Consider the following 17,840-nt stretch of genomic DNA (forward strand, 5'->3'; position numbering starts at 1 on the left):
GATGAACCCTGGGAAAAACTTGTTTGATGTCAATGAGGTGATAAAAAAGCCCCCTAAAAGGGGGCAAGAACACGGAGAGATATGGGTTGGCTCTCCTGACGACACGACATTACAAACTTTCCACATCCAACCACAGTTCTTTACGCTCGATTGGCGTAGCTGAACTAAGGTTTGGATTGGGTATTTCAAAAACTCTTCTATTTTTCAAATTAGCCTTTTCCAAAGCACTTTGTACTGCTTCATTGGCATAAAACATACGATCAAACGAGCCATCCGCTATAGCGCGATTCAATCCCATTTCTATATCACGCCCCAACTCTCTATTGGTATTACTCACAAAAAAGTAAAAAGGCATTTTGTAATGCAGCACTAAATTTTTTTCGACACTCAAATTAAGCTGTGAGAATGCCTCAAGCTCTGACCAAGGTTCGTGCACCCCACGAGGAAAAGCATCAAATCTTCCTCCATCAACCATGTGCATCAAGCCAGAAAACTTCATCGTAGTGACTACTGTCAACCCACCCGCTTTAAGAATTTCTGTATCTGCCCAAGTTCGCCCTTGCCCAAAAGTAATTGCGTTTTTGAGTTGATCAAATGATTCAATGCCATCAAATTTCGATTGAGTATCACGGTTTATAATAAAAACTCTAAATCCGAACATTCCTTTGAAGAGAGGAATTCTAATTGGTAGAAGCTGCTCCTCTTTCTCTTTGTCAGTGGCAGTCCACATGACATGCATTTGCCCTCCCTGAACCTCATTAATTACTCTTAATAAGGTTTTTTCACCTCCCTGCTGAGGTTGAATTTCATATTGTTTATCGGCATAAGAAAGCGCCAAGCGCAACATTTCCAAACAGTAACGATCATTGCTATTTGCAATAGGCGGAGTTGATATTACCTCCGCTACTGACTTACAACTGACAAGCAGCGCAAGCACAGCACACACAAAATGGATATTTCGCAGCATCAAAACGCCCTCAAGAAGATTCCTGTTACCACGTCCTTCTCGGTAGCGATTAAAAAAGGCGATCGAAACTCGATCGCCAAACGATAACCCTCAATACACAGCAAAAGAAATATCAAGGGGTTCCTGAACCAACAACATTAACAAGACAGCTTAGGCGACAACAAAGGTTATTGCTTTAGCGATCAGTTAACGTTAACATTAACGAATAAATAATGGATTGTCAAACAACAAAAATGCAGTTATCACCTGACACAACCAAAATGCACTCAGGCTTCAATAGCCCCTCATACTGTGATACGAAAGCGCTAATTGAAAATTAAGGATGGGGCAATTGTGATTTCACAATGAACTCCAGCACCCCAGTAGAATAAAAAGGTTATTCATGAATAATATTATTACGAATCCGATTCTAAGAGGCTTTAACCCAGACCCCAGTATCATTCGCGTCGATGATGTTTTTTATATTGCAACATCCACCTTTGAATGGTTTCCCGGAGTGCAAATTCATCGTTCAAGAAATCTATCCGAATGGCAGCTCGTTGGCCAAGCGCTCAACAGAAAATCCCAATTGGACATGAAAGGAACTCCTGACTCGTGCGGCGTATGGGCTCCCTGCCTAAGCTACAGCAATGGTATTTTTTATCTGGTTTACAGCAATGTGCGCTCATTTGATGGCCCCTGGAAGGACACCCCTAACTACTTGGTTACAACGACTAACATAGAAGGCTCTTGGTCTGAACCTACCTATCTCAATTCAAATGGATTTGATGCATCTCTTTATCATGATGAGGACGGGAAAAAGTGGCTGGTCAATATGGTTGTCGATCACCGCAACGGAAGGTTTTTTGGCGGCATACAATTACAAGAGTTTGATACAGAAACCAAAGAATTGATTGGCGACACTTACGACATATTCCCTGGCACTGAACTAGGCTGCACTGAAGGCCCTCATATTTATAAAAGAAACGGTTGGTATTACCTCTTGACGGCGGAAGGCGGTACTGAGTACGGCCATGCTGTGTCAATAGCACGCTCAAGGGCAATCACCGGCCCCTATGAGCTGCACCCACATAACCCGATTGTTACGGCAAAAGATGACGCTCAAGCTCATTTTCAGCGAACCGGGCATGGTGACCTGGTAGAAACCGCAACAGGACAATGGTATGCCGTGTACTTGGGCAGCAGACCGTTAATGCCTAGACGCCGGTGCATTCTAGGAAGAGAAACTTTAATTGAGGAAATAGTTTGGGAAAATGACTGGCCTCAGCTTTCCCATCCTGAAAAAACAACAAGGCTACATATACAGGGGTTGAATGCACCCTCCCTACCTTATAAGCCCGCACCCAGTTTGGATCATTTTAATGAGACCAACTTGTCACTTATATGGCAATCATTGCGGGTTCCGATCAATGAATCCTGGTTAAGCTTGCATGAGCGCCCGGGTTATTTGCGCCTGCGCGGCAGGGAATCACTTAGCTCTACACATTCGCAAAGCTTTATAGCTCGAAGACTTCAAGCTTTCCATGTTCAAGCAAGTTGCCAATTAGATTTTCAGCCGGAATCATTTCAACAAATGGCAGGTTTGGTGTGCTACTACAATACCAACCACTATATTTATTTGTATGTATCAGCTGCAGATGCTCAACCTAATAAAAACCAACTTAAAATCATGAAGGTTGATAACGGAGTTGCCACTGAACCTGAAACAGCCATAACCGTTTTCTCTCGGCATGAGCCCGTGCACTTAAAACTAAATTGGAATAAGTCATCACTTCAGTTTTCTTACTCGCACACCAATGCTCCGGGCTCCTGGGTATCCATAGGGCCAGAACTTGATGGCAGCATACTGTCTGACGATTACGTTCGATACGGAGGGCACAAGTATCGTGCCGCCTTTACCGGTGCCTTTATAGGCTTAAATTGCCAGGATTTAACCGGCAAAGGAATTACCGCTGATTTTGATTGGTTTTCTTATGAAGAGTTTGATGAATAACAATATGAGGTAGGTATGTATAAATCAAATGCGAAATATAAAGCTTTGCCGCTGCTACTGTTAATAGGACTGACAGGATGCAAAAAAGATTCCGCTGACAACCAATCAGCTACTGCGCCAGTAGAAGATAAAACCCAGTCAGTTGCCAGCTCATCACCATCGCTGGCCGCGAAACTTTTGCCGGATAATGACAAAGTGCTTTTCATAATGGGGCAAGATACAGAAACCCTGAATGCATTCAAGACAGACGTATTAGATAAGGACGCCAACTTTCCCTATCCTGGTGGAGTGACGTTATACACCAAAATCGCTCACTCCTTTAAATTTGGCAGCCTTGCCGGCGTCACCTCCGATGTTGATTATGGATCAGGAAGAAATAATTTTGTTGAAACTCTAAATCAATTCCCTGGCGCGGCGCTAGCCGTTGGCTTGGACATTACCGATGCACACGATGACTGCAAATCCATACCCACTAAAGCCGTTGCAGGGCTTGTGGATGGAGAGGTAACGCCTGAGCTGGTGTCCTATTATCGCAGTGAAGTAGATAAACTGCTGACCTTCCTCAAAGAGTCAGATCGTCAGATATTCTTGCGCATAGGCTATGAATTCGATGGTCCTTGGAATTGCTATAACCCGGAAGCATATAAGGAAACTTTCCGCTTTATCAAACAGCGAATCGACGTATTGGATGCAAAAAATATTGCTACCGTATGGCAAACTGCCTCATGGTTACGCGACCAAGGTATATACAAAGTCAGCGATCCGAATCATTTAGAGACCTACTATCCCGGCGATGATGTTGTAGACTGGGTTTCATTTTCCAAATTTTATGGCGAGCATTATCGTAAATACCAATGGAATTGCGACGCGTTAAATCCCGAGTGGTTTACACCACAGGTTAGCGCTGTGTCCCAACATGATCGCGTGTTAAACTTTGCTCGCGCCCATCACAAACCTGTCATGATCTCCGAAGCTGCACCAGCCGCATTTAGCACCTCCACACTAACAGCAAGCTGCATATTTACCAATCACCCAGTAGCCATCACTGTCGATGATTTATGGGAAACCTGGTATCAGGACTACTTTGACTATATTGAGGAAAATCGCGATGTAATTCGCGCTGCTGCTTACATCAACACTAATTGGCATACGCAATCCATGTGGTATTGCGAACCAGAAGCTACCGCAGGTGCCGAAGGATGCAAGCAGAGTTATTGGGGAGACAGTCGCATTGAAGGCAACCCTATTATTCTGGAAAGGTTTTCCAAAGAAATTTCCAAGTCACATTTTGTACAGAAAAGTCGTCCCTGATTAGGTGGAATTTACAGTTATGAATTATCAACAACTTGCAGAACAATTTTGGCGCGATGGCTACATCATGCTGGAAAACTTTTTCTCAGCAGAATTAATGGATAGCTACAACCAAAAAATTCTGGATCATTTTGGTGAGTCGCCAGAGTTCTCACATAACGCAGAATTTTTAGAAAAGTCCGAAACTGAAGTGATCCCTTGGTTTCCGCAACGTGAAGGCGAGCATCTATTTGATACGGTAGAGCACGACCCTCGGCTCGTAGCGCTTACTCAAGCTATTCTTGGTGATGACTGGTATACCCAATACTGCATGGTGATGTTTTCAAGGCAAGGCACTAAGGGGCAAGCTTGGCATCAAGACTGCCCACCGGAAGACTCATCTCGCTTTAACATGAACCGCTTGATCTACACCATGGATATCACCGAAGAAACGGGCGGCTACACTATGGCAGTAAAAGGTTCTCACAAAATAGGTTTACTACCAGCGTGTGATCACGATGTTGATTTTCCCGAGCAGCAAACATTTATCCCTAAAAAGGGCACACTTATTCTGCTGCATGGTCATACCTGGCACAAAGTATTGCCGGTTACAGGTAAATATCGTGTATCGACCAATTATCGCTCTGCCCCAATAGGAACACCCGAAAACATTACAGACATATGTGTCTATCGCAACATGCGTTATCAATTTTCTACCAGCTCTGTAGTAGAGGACAGACTACAAGGCGCAGTATGAATTTAACAACACATTAATATCAATTCTCAATAATGGCTACTTATACGTAGTCATTATTTGTTAACAAATCGGTACGACTATCATGGCTATGCAATCTCTCACAAATATGAATACCCCGCCCAATGCGCTGTCTTACCATAGACCTGCCGCGAGCCAAATTTTTGAATTTGTTCGCAATGCAATTATAAGTATGAAGTTGATGCCAGGCCAGTTGATCTCTGAAACAGCTCTCGCGCAAGAGTTTGGAGTTAGCAGAACCCCCGTAAGAGAAGCCTTGATTAAGCTCAACAACATCGGATTCATTGAAGTACTCCCGCAAAGGGGAACCTATGTATCTAAATTAAGTATGGAAAAAATTCTTGAAGCCAGATTTATTAGAGAGGCACTGGAAATATCGGTAGTAAGCCAACTTGCAGCCAATTCAGATGACAGCCTAAGAAATGAAGTGGTATTGGCTTGCGAAAAAATTATCACCGAACAGAAGAACGCGGTGAAAGCCAATGATTCACTGACATTTCAGCTGTTGGATGATGAGTTTCATCAAACTCTCGCCAAATTTGTTCCTTATCCAAGAGTTGGACATTTGATTGAAAGCGAAAAAGCCCACATGGATAGAATACGCAATCTAAGTTTTAACTTATCAGATCAATACAAGCGCGTCATAACGCAACACGCAGCAATTCTAAATGCCATAAAAATTGGCGCAGTAGAAAAATCAATACAATCCATGAGCCTACACATGCAGGATGTTTTTAATATTTTAAAATTGATTCCACAAGAACATCCGGAATACTTTACAGACGATAAAAATAACTAAAAGCCCTATATTTATAATGTATTCAAATAAAAACTACACATCAGACAGTTACGCCCTTAAGGATCAGAGCCATTTCCAACAATCGTCATCACTACCCTCCCTTTGCCAATAACAGAACTTCCCAGACTTCACTAGCCTCACCTATCTAGAATTTAAGATTTCCTTTCTCAGCAAGATGGCACTTAAATCATGATCTATAATAGGCATTATGGTGAAGCCTAACTTCAGTCTGTCCTTTTAGAATTGTTTCCTGCTTGAATTCAAATGCCATTTACTCACCATAGGTTTTAACCATGGTTTACTTACCTCCCTACATATTTACAAGGGCCCATCGAGCAGGTTTATTTACGCTAATACACTGGTATTGCATCTGGGGTATACTGTTATTTGGGTTTCACTCCTCTTTAGTCTTTGCCGATTCGATAGAAAACAGTTCCAACTCGAAAGCAAGAATCGTTTACTACCCAGGATCGGACTCAAACTACAACAATGACTCTCGCAATCACTTCTACATAGAATTATTAAAAAAGGCCTTGAATGCCTCAGGTGAACAGTATCAAGTTAAGGAACTCGGGCGCGGCTTTTCCGCTACGCGTCAATTTCAATTAATCCAACGAGGCGACTTGTCAGTAGCATGGAATTTTAGTGACCCGGAAAGAGACCCGTCTTTTCGGCAAATTCCATTTCCGATTGATCGCGGTTTAATGGGATGGCGCTTGCTTCTTGTCCGTGACAACCAGCAAGCAGCCTTTTCAGAAATCACCCAAATATCCGAATTAGCGCATTTGCGTTGCGGACAGGGTCAGGCCTGGCAAGACACAAAAATTCTTCAACACAATGAACTCAGTGTTTCACCTACCCCTAGCTATGAAGGATTGTTCAAAATGCTACAAACGGGGCATATAGACTATCTTCCCCGCTCAATTTTAGAGATCTATTCTGAGCTGAATAACCATCAACATCTAAATCTGGCGATTGATAAGCACCTAATGATCTATTACCCAACAGCTTTTTATTATTTTGTTAACAAAGAAAACGCTGAACTCGCTAATGCCATAGAAAGAGGATTGCAAACTCTTTATGCGCGCGGTGAGTTTGATAAATTGTTTTGGCAATATCACGGCGATAGCATTACTCAAGCTAATATAAAAAACCGAAAAATATTGAAACTTAACAATCCATTTCTATCAGATGAAAATCGAAACAACTTATATCGTTACTGGCTACCATTACCCCCCTGAACACATACCTCCGATCAGACACAGAAAACTCTTTCGTCGATGCGAACCTATCCAAGACAATTCCACTCGGTCTTGATGAGTTCCATCAGCCGCTGAAAACGCAAACTTGCACTATGCGGCACTACATCTGATTGGATTTTACCCGCTAAAATATCGCAGCTTGCCGACTCAATTTGATAATCAAAACCAAGTGTTGTTCGACCATCAAAAAATGCATCTACCTGCTCATCCAATTTATATAAATAGCATTTATCAGCACGCCAAAAATCAGGAATAGCAATATAACCATCCGTACCGATCACATAAGTCCAGTTTTGCAGCTTGGCACTGAAGGAGCTACCAATAGTGGCAATTGCATTCGGGTAAGTAATAATAGTTGATACGTCAGTCTCTACACCGTTAGGAGCCAGTTTTACACTCGAATAATGTTGCAACAAGTCTTCTTGGATAAACATATGCGCCATAGCAACGGGATAAACACCCATCTCCAACAAACACCCGCCAGCTAAAGCAGCGTCATATTCACGACGATCAGGGTCATAAGGAAGAGGATAACCAAAATCAGATTTAACATGACGAATCTGGCCGATGCGCCCCTGCTCCACCCAGCGCTTTGCCTGAACAACCGCCGGTAAAAAATAAGTCCACATCGCTTCCATAAAAAAACAATTCATACTTTTTGCGCATGCAATAAGCTCTTCACACTCTGCAGCACTAACCGTTACAGGCTTTTCACACAGTACATGCTTGCCCGCTTTCAGCGCATCCAATACCTGCTGAACATGAAGATTGTGTGGCGTTGCTATATAGATCGCATCAACATCTGCATCATGATACAGCTCATCATAATTTCCATATTGTTTTTCTATGTCATACTCAGAAGCAAAAGAGGTAGCATTGCCCAAACTACGTGCAGCAACAGCAACCAATTCAGCCGATTTCGTATGAGCTATATCTTTAGCGAAGGTGTGCGCGATACGCCCTGCTCCAACAATTCCCCATCGAACTTTTTTATTCACAGATATATCCCCTTTGAAACTCATTGCTGAAAAATCTAAAAATGTTTATTCGAAAGCGACTCTTCCAGCTGCTCCAATGATTTACCTTTAGTTTCAGGCAGGTATTTACAGACAAATAGCAATCCAAGAACGGCAAAGGCTCCAAATATGATAAAGGTGAACGCAGCACCAAGGTTCTCCAATTGCCAAGGGAAGAATAACTGCACCGCAAAGCTCACCACACTGTTAATAACGCCGACAAATGCCATAGCAACGCCGCGCACTTGATTTGGAAATATCTCTGAAAGCAAAACCCACATCACGGGACCCAGTGAAACCGCAAAAGCCGCTACAAAACCAAATATTCCAATTAAAATCAGTGTTACATTAATTTGGGTGGCACTTTTCAAGAGTACAGGCTCATACTCTTTCGCCAATTTATCGCCCAAATTCAAACGAAGGTCCCGCTTAAAATCCACATCACTCATATAAATTTTATCGATCATCGGTGCCAATTTATCGATTTCAATCTGCTCAACAGAATGTTGGATATTTTCGGCTGTCAACTGATACTTAGCCTGAGAAAATCCGTAACCACAGATACCCATACTTATCACGACCCCAACCAAACCAACAATCAATAGGGGTTTGCGTCCCAGGCGGTCGATTACTAGCATAGCGACAATGGTAAAAACAACATTCACTATGCCAATCCAGATAGCCTGAGCAAAAGCAGCATTTGTTCCTAAACCGCTCTGCTCAAAAATGGTCGGCGCGTAAAAGTAAACAGCATTAACTCCCGTTGCCTGCTGAATAATTGAAACCACAATGCCAACGAATAAAATAAATCGTGTTTTGTTCTCAAACAAACTCAGAATTTTCCTGAATAGACTTGCATCGTGCATATCATCAGGTTTTACAGCCAACTGTTCGTTAATTTCAGCTGCTAGCATCAGACGATTCAACAGAATACTTGCTTCTTGTTTACGATTATTGAGGATTAGCCAACGTGGGCTCTCGGGAATAAACAACAACAGAACGAAATAAATTAAAGCTGGAATCAACTCTGCACCTAACATCACCCTCCACAGCTGTTCGCTTGTAAACCATGAGTAATACAGATCGCTTTTTGACTCAACCAAACTCATGAGGCCGTAATTGGAAAAATAAGCCGCAGAAAAACCCAAGACAATATTTAATTGATTTATCGATACATACTTACCACGTAATGCAGCAGGCGATATTTCCGCAATATATACAGGAGCAACCATTAAAGACGCGAAGGCTAAACCGCCGATGAAACGGAAAATAACCAACATCCAATAGCCATTGGCGAAAGCACATCCAATCACCGAAACCAGATAAAGAAAAGCGATCAGTAGTAATATTTTTTTTCGCCCATAGCAATCAATCAGATAACCCACAAAACAGGCCGCAATAATCGCCCCCAGCGTTGGAGCACCAACCACCAAACCCTGTTGTAAAGAGCCTAATGCGTACTGATTACTTATCTGACTTATCGTTCCAGAAATAACTGAGGCATCGAATCCAAAAACAAAGCCCCCTAGCGAGACCAAAATCGCCAAACCAAGACTATTATATTTGTTATAAGCCATTCAAATTTACCGCCTGATGATTATTAAAATAATAAAACTCTGCTTAGATTCAGCTATTAAGCTCCAATAATTACAGTCTATTAAGAGCGATTTAGCTAATGGGAATTCCCCAAATACCAACCTTAAGCTACAGCTTGTTCGTTTTTCTATCGTGGCTATCCAGAAACCTGCAACCCCCCTCTTGCAAAAGGTCAAAGCAGTTGTTAACGTTAACCGTATCGATAGAGTATATCGATATCGGCGCCAAATTAAAACGAGCCCCCATCAAAAAAACATCTTTTGATTGTTCGTATGGGCTTGGTGCAAAACAAGTAACATCGGCATTTATTCACTGTTGCAGCTCTTAAATGCCTAATATTTATGATAAAAACTCTAAGGGGAAGAAAATAATGAGGCAGTTAGACATGAAAAGAAAAGTTCTCTCAGTAGCTATTGCTACGGTTGTAGGGACCTTGACATCAAGTGCAGTACTTGCACAAGACAACTCCGTTGAAGAAGTTGTTGTGACCGGTATTCGCGGCTCTCTTGAGCGCTCCATGGACGTCAAACGCGAATCTTCAGGCGTAGTAGATGCGATATCTGCTGAAGACATGGGTAAGTTTCCTGACACCAACCTTGCAGAATCACTTCAGCGCATCACAGGCGTGTCTATTAACCGCCAAAACGGTGAAGGCTCCCGAGTCACCGTCCGTGGATTTGGCCCAGACTTCAATCTGGTAACCTTAAACAATCGCTATATGCCTGCCGCTGCTACAGACCGCAATGTAAACAGTTCCCGTGCATTCAACTTTAACGAAATCGCTGCAGAAGCAGTTTCAGGGGTAGAGGTTTACAAAACAGCAAAAGCTAATGTTGCATCAGGTGGTATAGGTGCAACTATCAACATCAAAACCGCGAAACCATTTGACCTCAACGAGACCAAAGCGGTAGTTTCTTTTAAGGGTGTTGCAGATACTGTAGAAGAGGGAGACTCCATTACTCCTGAATTATCAGGAATTTTCAGCACTAAATTTGCTGATGACAAAGTGGGCGTATTAATAAATGCGTCCTATCAAGAGCGCGACAACAGAGAGCAAATCAGCGCAACAGACGGCTGGCTTCCAAGCTCATTAAATGGAATTCCAGCGGCAAATCTGGATTTATCTGCGACCCAAGGTAATGCAGACTGGTCTGGCTCCACCTGGATGCCCCAAAATTACAATGTGGATATCTCTGATCACGAACGTAAGCGCTTGAATGCTCAAGGTGTTGTCCAATTTGCAGCCACTGACACGGTAACAGCTACTCTCGATTACACTATGTCTCATTTCGAAGATGACATTAATCGCAACCAATTAGGGATTTGGTTTAATGGTGGTGCCGGTGTAACCGGCAAGGTTGACGAGAATGGCACTTTAACTTCCTTTACTCAGACAAACTCCAATACCGACTTCTTCGGCTATACAGATCACATTGAAACAGAAAATGAATCAGTTGGCTTCAATCTCGAGTGGCAGACTACAGATAGCCTGAATCTGAACCTTGATATCCACTCATCTGAATCGGTTGCTCAACCAGATAGAGATGCCAATGAACAATTTGTTATTTCTGGCCAACCCGGCGTAACTGCAATCACCATGGATTATGGTAACGGCAAAGATCTTCCTGGAATGGTAATCAATGACACCAACTATCGCGATGGCAGTAGAACACTTCCCGATGGAACTCCCATTACCGGGGGCATATATGATCTCGCATCAGTTAGCTCATTATTTGTTGCCGCGAATGCCACTTACCAAAAAACAGAAGTTGATCAAGTTCAATTGAATGGCGTTTGGGATAATGCTAGCGACGACGCTTTGAAAAAAGTGGGCTTTGGCTTGGGTCACGTTGATTATACAACCAATACCCAACGCCGCCAAAGCCAGAGAAGTACCGGTTATTACGGAGGCTTCCCATTTGAACCCGTTGGCAATATTGATACTAGCTATTGGAAAGCTGTTGATATTTCAGGTTTGCTGGACGGATTTAGCGGCACTGAAAATTTGCCATCGCAATTATATAGCTATGATGTTAAGCGACATATTGCAGACTTAGAAAGTCTTTATGATCCTCTACGCGGTCAAAACCATCCCGCATATGGTGATCTTGTCATTGATAATTATCTAACTACATTGACAGATGCAGATCTTAAGCAAGATCACATAATCAATGAAAAGACCACCTCAGCCTATGTTCAGTTAGATTTCGAATCTGAATTTAACGGTATGCCATTAAATACCGTCGCGGGTGTTCGATACGAGCACACCGAAGTAAATGCGTCCAGCTTGGTGCCAAATTACACTAATATGCGCTGGAATTCTGGCAATGAAATGAGCATGGTTAGGGAAGATACCAAGTTCTACTCAGATGTAGACAGTGAGTATGATGTTTTCTTGCCAAACCTCGATGTAAGCTTGGAGTTCGTTGAAGATTTAGTGGGTCGTTTCAGCTATGGCAAGTCACTCTCTCGCCCAGATTTGAACGCCATGCGCGAAACCTTTACACCAGGTGAGACAAAAGCATTTACCAATCTCACTGCAAACAAAGGCAACTCTGCCCTGCTACCTTACCTTGCTCAAAACCTGGATCTTAGCTTGGAGTGGTACTATGCTGATTCAAGCTATGCATCTGCTGGTTATTATAGAAAAATCGTTGATAATTTTATTGTAACCCGCGAAGAAATTGTCACTATTCCAGGTGTGCGCAATCCGGCTAATGGTCCACGTGCAGCAGAAGCGATTGCACAAGTAACTGCGGCAGGCGGTGACCCAACTGACCAAGCTCAAGTACTCGCACAGGTACAAGCAAATGACGTTGCTTCGGGCGGATCAGGTATCATCGTTGGTAACTCAGATGACCCATTGGCTGAATTTAGAACCACTCTGCCAAAAAATGAAGAGTCAGCAACTATTGATGGCTGGGAATTCAACATTCAACATGTGTTCGGCGAATCTGGTTTTGGAGCATCTGCAAACTACACCTTGGTAAACGGTGATGTTGAATACGATGTAAATAAACTTGGAGAAGCATTCGCGCTAACAGGCCTAAGTGATTCAGCAAACCTTTCTGGTTTTTATGAAAATCACGGAATCCAAGTTCGCCTTGCTTATAACTGGCGCGATGAGTTCCTAGCAGGCATAGGTCAACTTCGTGTTGCAAATGAGCCAACCTTTGTTGAAGAGTATGGCCAATGGGATCTTAATGTTAGTTATGAGATCAATGAAATGTTTACCGTGTTCGTTGAAGGGCTAAACATTACTGACGAAGTCCAACGTGCTCATGGGCGCTGGGAGAATCAGTTAGTTTTTGCTCGCCAATATGGTCCTCGTTACAACATTGGTGTTCGTGCAACATTCTAATTTGTGAGAGCCGCCAAAAAGGGTCGCCTATATGGCGACCCTTTTTTATAGATATTATCCGAGAGAACGTTCAGAAAATGAAAAATATTAAAAACATTGTAATTGCAGGAGGTGGATCAGCTGGATGGCTAGCTGCGGCGATGCTGGCGGCGGAATATCACAATTCGCAGTCACAAATTAAAATTACGCTCATCGAGTCTGATCGGATAGGTACCATAGGTGTAGGAGAAGGAACATGGCCCACCATGCGCACCACACTAAAGAAAATTGGAATTTCAGAAAAAGATTTTTTACTCACCTGTGATGCATCTTTTAAGCAAGGCTCAAAATTTATTAATTGGAGATCAACCGATAAGGGCGACTTTTTTTATCAACCATTTGAACCTCCAATTGGCTTTCCTTACGTAAATATTGCTCATAACTGGATAAAAGAAAAAGAGCAGGGACTGTCAACATCCTTCTCTAAATCTGTTTGCTTTCAAGAGGCAATATCAGAATTGCATTTAGCACCGAAAACCCCTCACACTCCCGATTATGATGCAGTTGCTAATTATGCATATCACCTAGATGCATCCAAATTTGTCGCCATGTTAGCCAAACATTCCATTAATGTTTTTGGAGTCATGCGAATTGAAGGCGAGATAAATAAAGTAAATGTAGACAAGGAAGGTTTTATAGAATCATTAAGCCTTAATGATGGTAGCCGTATAGAAGGTGATCTTTTTATTGATTGCACAGGATTAAAATCCCTTTTATTAGGTGATGCACTTGACGTTAAATTTACAAGTAAAAAGGACATATTATTTACAGACTCTGCCATAGCAGTTCAAGCACCTTATGAAAACGAAGATCAGGTGATTCCCTCACCAACACTATCCACTGCACAAACTCAAGGATGGATATGGGATATCAGCTTGTATTCACGCAGAGGAATTGGTCACGTATTCTCTTCTGCTCACTCAACAGAAACACAGGCTCTGGACAATTTAGCCAACTATCTACATAAAAATAATGGCAAAAATGTAGACATTTCATCGGCAAAAACAATTAAATTTAGCCCTGGACACCGAAAATTCTTCTGGAAAAATAATTGCGTTGCTATTGGCATGGCATCAGGTTTTCTCGAGCCCCTGGAAGCATCAGCGCTTGCCATGGTTGAATATTCAGCCAACCTTATTATTAAAAAACTCCCTGGATCAAAAGAAGCCTTACATGGAGCAGCAAAAAGCTTCAATAAAGAAATGCAATATCATTGGGAAAAAGTGATAGAGTTTTTAAAGCTGCATTATTTATTGAGCAAAAGAACAGACAGTGATTTTTGGAATGACAACCGCAATCTTCAAAGCATTCCAGATAGCCTTCAGAATTTCCTGGAAGAATTGAGATATAGGGTTATCGATTTTGATGAGCTTTCTCATGCAAATGAAGTCTTTCCTGCCATTGGCTATCAATACGTTATTTACGGCATGGACTTTTTACCCGTTAAAGAAAGGCAGGTACGCAATAGCTATATAAATTTTGATGCAAGCAGACTCTTTCAGCAAAATGCTGCCAATAAATCAGCAGCAACTGAAAAATTGCCCAGCAATCGCCAATACCTTAACTGGCTACGCCAAAAAAAGATGACAACAGAATGAGCGCTTCTAAAATCGATATTCTAATTATTGGCGGAGGCACGGCTGGCTGGCTGGCTGCAGGTATACTTGCGGCCGAACTGAAAAAGAACTCAAGCGGTCAGATTACTCTAGTAGAATCGCCAAATATTAGCACCATAGGTGTTGGGGAAGGCACTTGGCCAACAATGCGCGACACCCTCAGAAAAATAGGAGTTTCAGAAATTGATTTCCTAGTAGAATGTGACGCGTCTTACAAACAAGGAACTCAGTTTGTTAATTGGAAAGATAACACTGAGAGCGATAACTATTACCACCCATTCGCTGTACCGAATGGTTATTTCGACGCGAACCTATATGCCTACTGGAATGAAAAACAAAAAAATATAGATTTTGCCAGTGCCTTTGCAACCCAACCTAAAGTTTGCCACGCCCATAAAGCTCCCAAACAACTATCAACACCCGAATTTGCTGCCGTCAATAATTATGGCTATCACCTTGATGCAGGAAAATTTTCAGCCTTTTTAAAAAAACATTGCGTTGAGAAATTGGGCGTCAAGTATATTGCCGACACCATAACAGACATAATAAGTGATCAAGAAGACTATATACACGCAGTACAGACAACCCAAAATGGCCAATTAAAAGCTGATTTATTTATTGATTGCTCCGGAACCCACGGGGTGTTAATTAAACAGCACTTTAAAATTCCCTTTATTGATAAATCTGATGTGCTTTTTAATGATCGGGCAATAGCCGTCCAAGTTGGCTACCCTAACTCCACCTATCCCATAGAATCAGCAACCATTTCCACTGCACAAAAATCCGGGTGGATATGGGACATAGGACTATCCTCACGCAGGGGGATTGGCTTTGTATACTCCAGCCAACACACTAACCAGCAAGCCGCTGAAGAAACGCTTCTGAACTACCTGCTAAAAAGTGGTAGTGAAAAAAACATAATTACAGAACCACGCACGATAAAAATATTACCAGGATTTCATCAACAATTCTGGCATAAAAACTGTGTCGCTATTGGTATGTCAGCTGGGTTTATTGAGCCGCTTGAAGCTTCTGCATTAGTATTGGTTGAATTGGCAGCTGGCATGATACGAGAAGAATTGCCAACAACCAGAGAAACTATGGCAATAGTAGCTAAACGCTTTAATAATACATTTCTGTACCGCTGGGAAAGAATAATCGACTTCCTAAAACTACACTATATTCTCAGCCAAAGACGCGACTCAGACTATTGGATTGATCAGCAAGACAAATCCCATCAATCTGATCAGCTGCAGGAATTGTTAAAACTATGGGAGTTTCGTTCACCATCAAAAAATGACTTCCCTCAAATTCAGGAAATTTTTCCATCGGCCAGCTATCAATATATTTTGTATGGTATGGGCTATAAAACCACTTCAAAAAACATCCTGAATGATAAAAAATCCTTGGCAACGGCTGAAAAGTATTTTTTTGGAAATAGAAAACTAACCGAATTGCATTTATCCGGCCTACCCACAAATCGGGAATTACTGCAAAAATTGAAAGAAAGATACTCGTGCAATATTAAATAGTATTGAAAAGTGAATTTTATGAATCTACTGTTCCGTTATTTTCCTACAGGTTTTTTCTTGTTTATTGCAATTACTTTTGTATTTAGTTCAGCCAACGCTACCCCCACCAAAGAAGAAAAACTGGAGCAAGTAAAAAAACATGTCGCTCAATACTGTGGTTCATGCCACAAAGTTCCTCCGCCTGGCATATTACCTAAAAAGGATTGGCCCAGGGTTGTAAAACTAATGGCTGAGTTGGCTCAAGAAAGAACAGGCGTAGAGTTTATCCCCAAATTAATCATTCAGGATATAACCGCATTTTATTATGGCAGCAGCCCCGAGAAGCTTCCCACATTAGCCTACAACAATCGCATCTCCCCCTTAACATTCACGCCCTCCGGCATTGGAATAAAGTCCAAATTTCCACTTGTCGTAAAAATTCAGCCGGTTAATTTGGGAATTAATAAAGGCACAGAGTTTCTGATCTGCGACGGGGAGAAAAATCAGATCCAACTTTTAAGCAAAAATAATAATGGTTGGAATGAAAAAGTTTTAGCTGAAATACCTATTCCGGTAAATACCCATGCTATTGACTATGATCACGATGGAGACATGGATATTTTGGTATCCGCTTTGGGGCACTACCCCCCCTCTGATGTATTGGCAGGAAAAATTATTCTTCTGGAACAAACAAAGCATGGAGTATTCGATAAAAAAGTCATTTTAGAGAATATTGGTAGAGTCGTTGATGCTCAAGCTGTAGATATAGATGGAGATAAGGATCTAGACATAGTCACAGCAATCTTTGGCGGCCGTAATGTTGGTGAGGTCGCATGGCTAGAAAACATGGGCAATGGCACACACCAAAAACATACAATAATAAAAATTCCCGGAGCCCTAAATGCAACGCCTGTTGATTTAAATGGCGACGGTCATATGGACTTGGTAAGTTTATTTACCCAAGAAAATGAAGCATTTATTGCGTCTATAAATGATGGCAAAGGAAATTTTAAACCTGTTAAATTGGCCCAAGCACCTCATCCCATGTTTGGTTCCACCAGCATGTCCCTTATCGATATAGACAGGGATAGAGATCTAGATATTTTATTCACCAATGGAGACAATTTCGATTTGCAAGAAGATCCAAAGCCCTATCATGGGGTTCAATGGTTGGAGAACAAAGGAAATTTGCAGTTTGCATTTAGAGACATTGGACGATTTTATGGTGCGGTTAATGCAAAAGGCGGTGACATCGATGGAGACGGAGACATAGACATAGTCGCCAGCAGTTGGTCGAATTACTGGGAGGACGAAAAGCGCCAAAGCATCATGTGGTATGAAAATATAGGGCAAGAAAAGTTTATAGCTCATGATCTTGTCAACCGCCCAATCAGCGTAGTTCCAATCGAGCTTTATGATTTGGATGGGGATAATCATCCCGAAATAATCGCCGGAGTTTTTCGGGCAACCGCGCTAACTGAATTAGTAAAAGGAAACCCTGCAAAAAAGAGCGCGGCAGCTGTGGACCGAATACTCAGCATAAAAGTTACTTCTCAACTCATATTGCAATAATTTGCTCAAATAAGTGGTTATTGTTTAGTTTTTGTCACAAAAT

Annotated in this window: 12 protein-coding genes; 9 read left to right on the plus strand and 3 right to left on the minus strand. The window is 42.0% G+C overall.

The annotated features are described in order from the left end of the window. Positions 1 to 109 precede the first annotated feature (109 nt). Complete coding sequence (locus D0C16_RS13810; RefSeq protein WP_225318679.1) at positions 110 to 967, minus strand: diguanylate cyclase; 858 nt, start codon at positions 965 to 967, stop codon at positions 110 to 112. A gap of 382 nt (positions 968 to 1,349) precedes the next feature. Between D0C16_RS13810 and D0C16_RS13815 the strand changes: the two genes are divergently transcribed. The 5 genes from D0C16_RS13815 (at position 1,350) to D0C16_RS13835 (ending at position 7,065) form a co-directional block, all read left to right on the plus strand. Further along, positions 1,350 to 2,960, plus strand: coding sequence for a glycoside hydrolase family 43 protein (locus tag D0C16_RS13815; RefSeq protein WP_062059230.1), 1,611 nt, complete (start codon positions 1,350 to 1,352; stop codon positions 2,958 to 2,960). A 15-nt stretch (positions 2,961 to 2,975) separates the two neighbouring features. Next, on the plus strand, positions 2,976 to 4,271 hold the full coding sequence (locus D0C16_RS13820) for a hypothetical protein (protein WP_062059231.1): 1,296 nt from the start codon (positions 2,976 to 2,978) through the stop codon (positions 4,269 to 4,271). A gap of 19 nt (positions 4,272 to 4,290) precedes the next feature. Next, on the plus strand, positions 4,291 to 5,007 hold the full coding sequence (locus D0C16_RS13825; RefSeq protein ID WP_062059234.1) for a phytanoyl-CoA dioxygenase family protein: 717 nt from the start codon (positions 4,291 to 4,293) through the stop codon (positions 5,005 to 5,007). 82 nt (positions 5,008 to 5,089) lie between these two features. Next, positions 5,090 to 5,824, plus strand: a complete 735-nt coding sequence (locus D0C16_RS13830) for a GntR family transcriptional regulator (protein WP_062059237.1) — start codon at positions 5,090 to 5,092, stop codon at positions 5,822 to 5,824. 293 nt (positions 5,825 to 6,117) lie between these two features. Further along, on the plus strand, positions 6,118 to 7,065 hold the full coding sequence (locus D0C16_RS13835) for an ABC transporter substrate-binding protein (RefSeq protein WP_084617985.1): 948 nt from the start codon (positions 6,118 to 6,120) through the stop codon (positions 7,063 to 7,065). 47 nt (positions 7,066 to 7,112) lie between these two features. On the opposite strand, the gene D0C16_RS13840 is transcribed toward D0C16_RS13835, so the two are convergent. Both D0C16_RS13840 and D0C16_RS13845 read right to left on the minus strand, forming a co-directional pair. Further along, a complete protein-coding gene (locus tag D0C16_RS13840; protein WP_225318680.1) occupies positions 7,113 to 8,084 on the minus strand; it encodes a Gfo/Idh/MocA family protein in 972 nt (323 codons plus the stop codon). Positions 8,085 to 8,119: 35 nt separating this feature from the next. Continuing rightward, positions 8,120 to 9,679 (minus strand): sugar porter family MFS transporter, encoded by a 1,560-nt coding sequence (locus tag D0C16_RS13845; RefSeq protein ID WP_062059247.1) that lies wholly within the window; start codon positions 9,677 to 9,679, stop codon positions 8,120 to 8,122. Between the two features lie 404 nt (positions 9,680 to 10,083). Here D0C16_RS13845 and D0C16_RS13850 point away from each other — a divergent pair, with 404 nt between their 5' ends. From D0C16_RS13850 to D0C16_RS13865, 4 genes are all read left to right on the plus strand, one after another. Next, positions 10,084 to 13,059, plus strand: a complete 2,976-nt coding sequence (locus D0C16_RS13850; protein WP_062059250.1) for a TonB-dependent receptor — start codon at positions 10,084 to 10,086, stop codon at positions 13,057 to 13,059. Positions 13,060 to 13,136: 77 nt separating this feature from the next. Next, positions 13,137 to 14,696, plus strand: coding sequence for a tryptophan halogenase family protein (locus D0C16_RS13855; RefSeq protein ID WP_062059253.1), 1,560 nt, complete (start codon positions 13,137 to 13,139; stop codon positions 14,694 to 14,696). Next, positions 14,693 to 16,246 (plus strand): tryptophan halogenase family protein, encoded by a 1,554-nt coding sequence (locus D0C16_RS13860; RefSeq protein WP_062059256.1) that lies wholly within the window; start codon positions 14,693 to 14,695, stop codon positions 16,244 to 16,246. Before D0C16_RS13855 ends, D0C16_RS13860 begins: the two co-directional genes overlap by 4 nt. Positions 16,247 to 16,264: 18 nt before the next feature. Continuing rightward, positions 16,265 to 17,797 (plus strand): VCBS repeat-containing protein, encoded by a 1,533-nt coding sequence (locus D0C16_RS13865; RefSeq protein WP_084617989.1) that lies wholly within the window; start codon positions 16,265 to 16,267, stop codon positions 17,795 to 17,797. Positions 17,798 to 17,840: the final 43 nt, after the last annotated feature.

It is taken from the genome of Cellvibrio sp. KY-GH-1, assembly GCF_008806975.1.
Taxonomy (GTDB): domain Bacteria; phylum Pseudomonadota; class Gammaproteobacteria; order Pseudomonadales; family Cellvibrionaceae; genus Cellvibrio.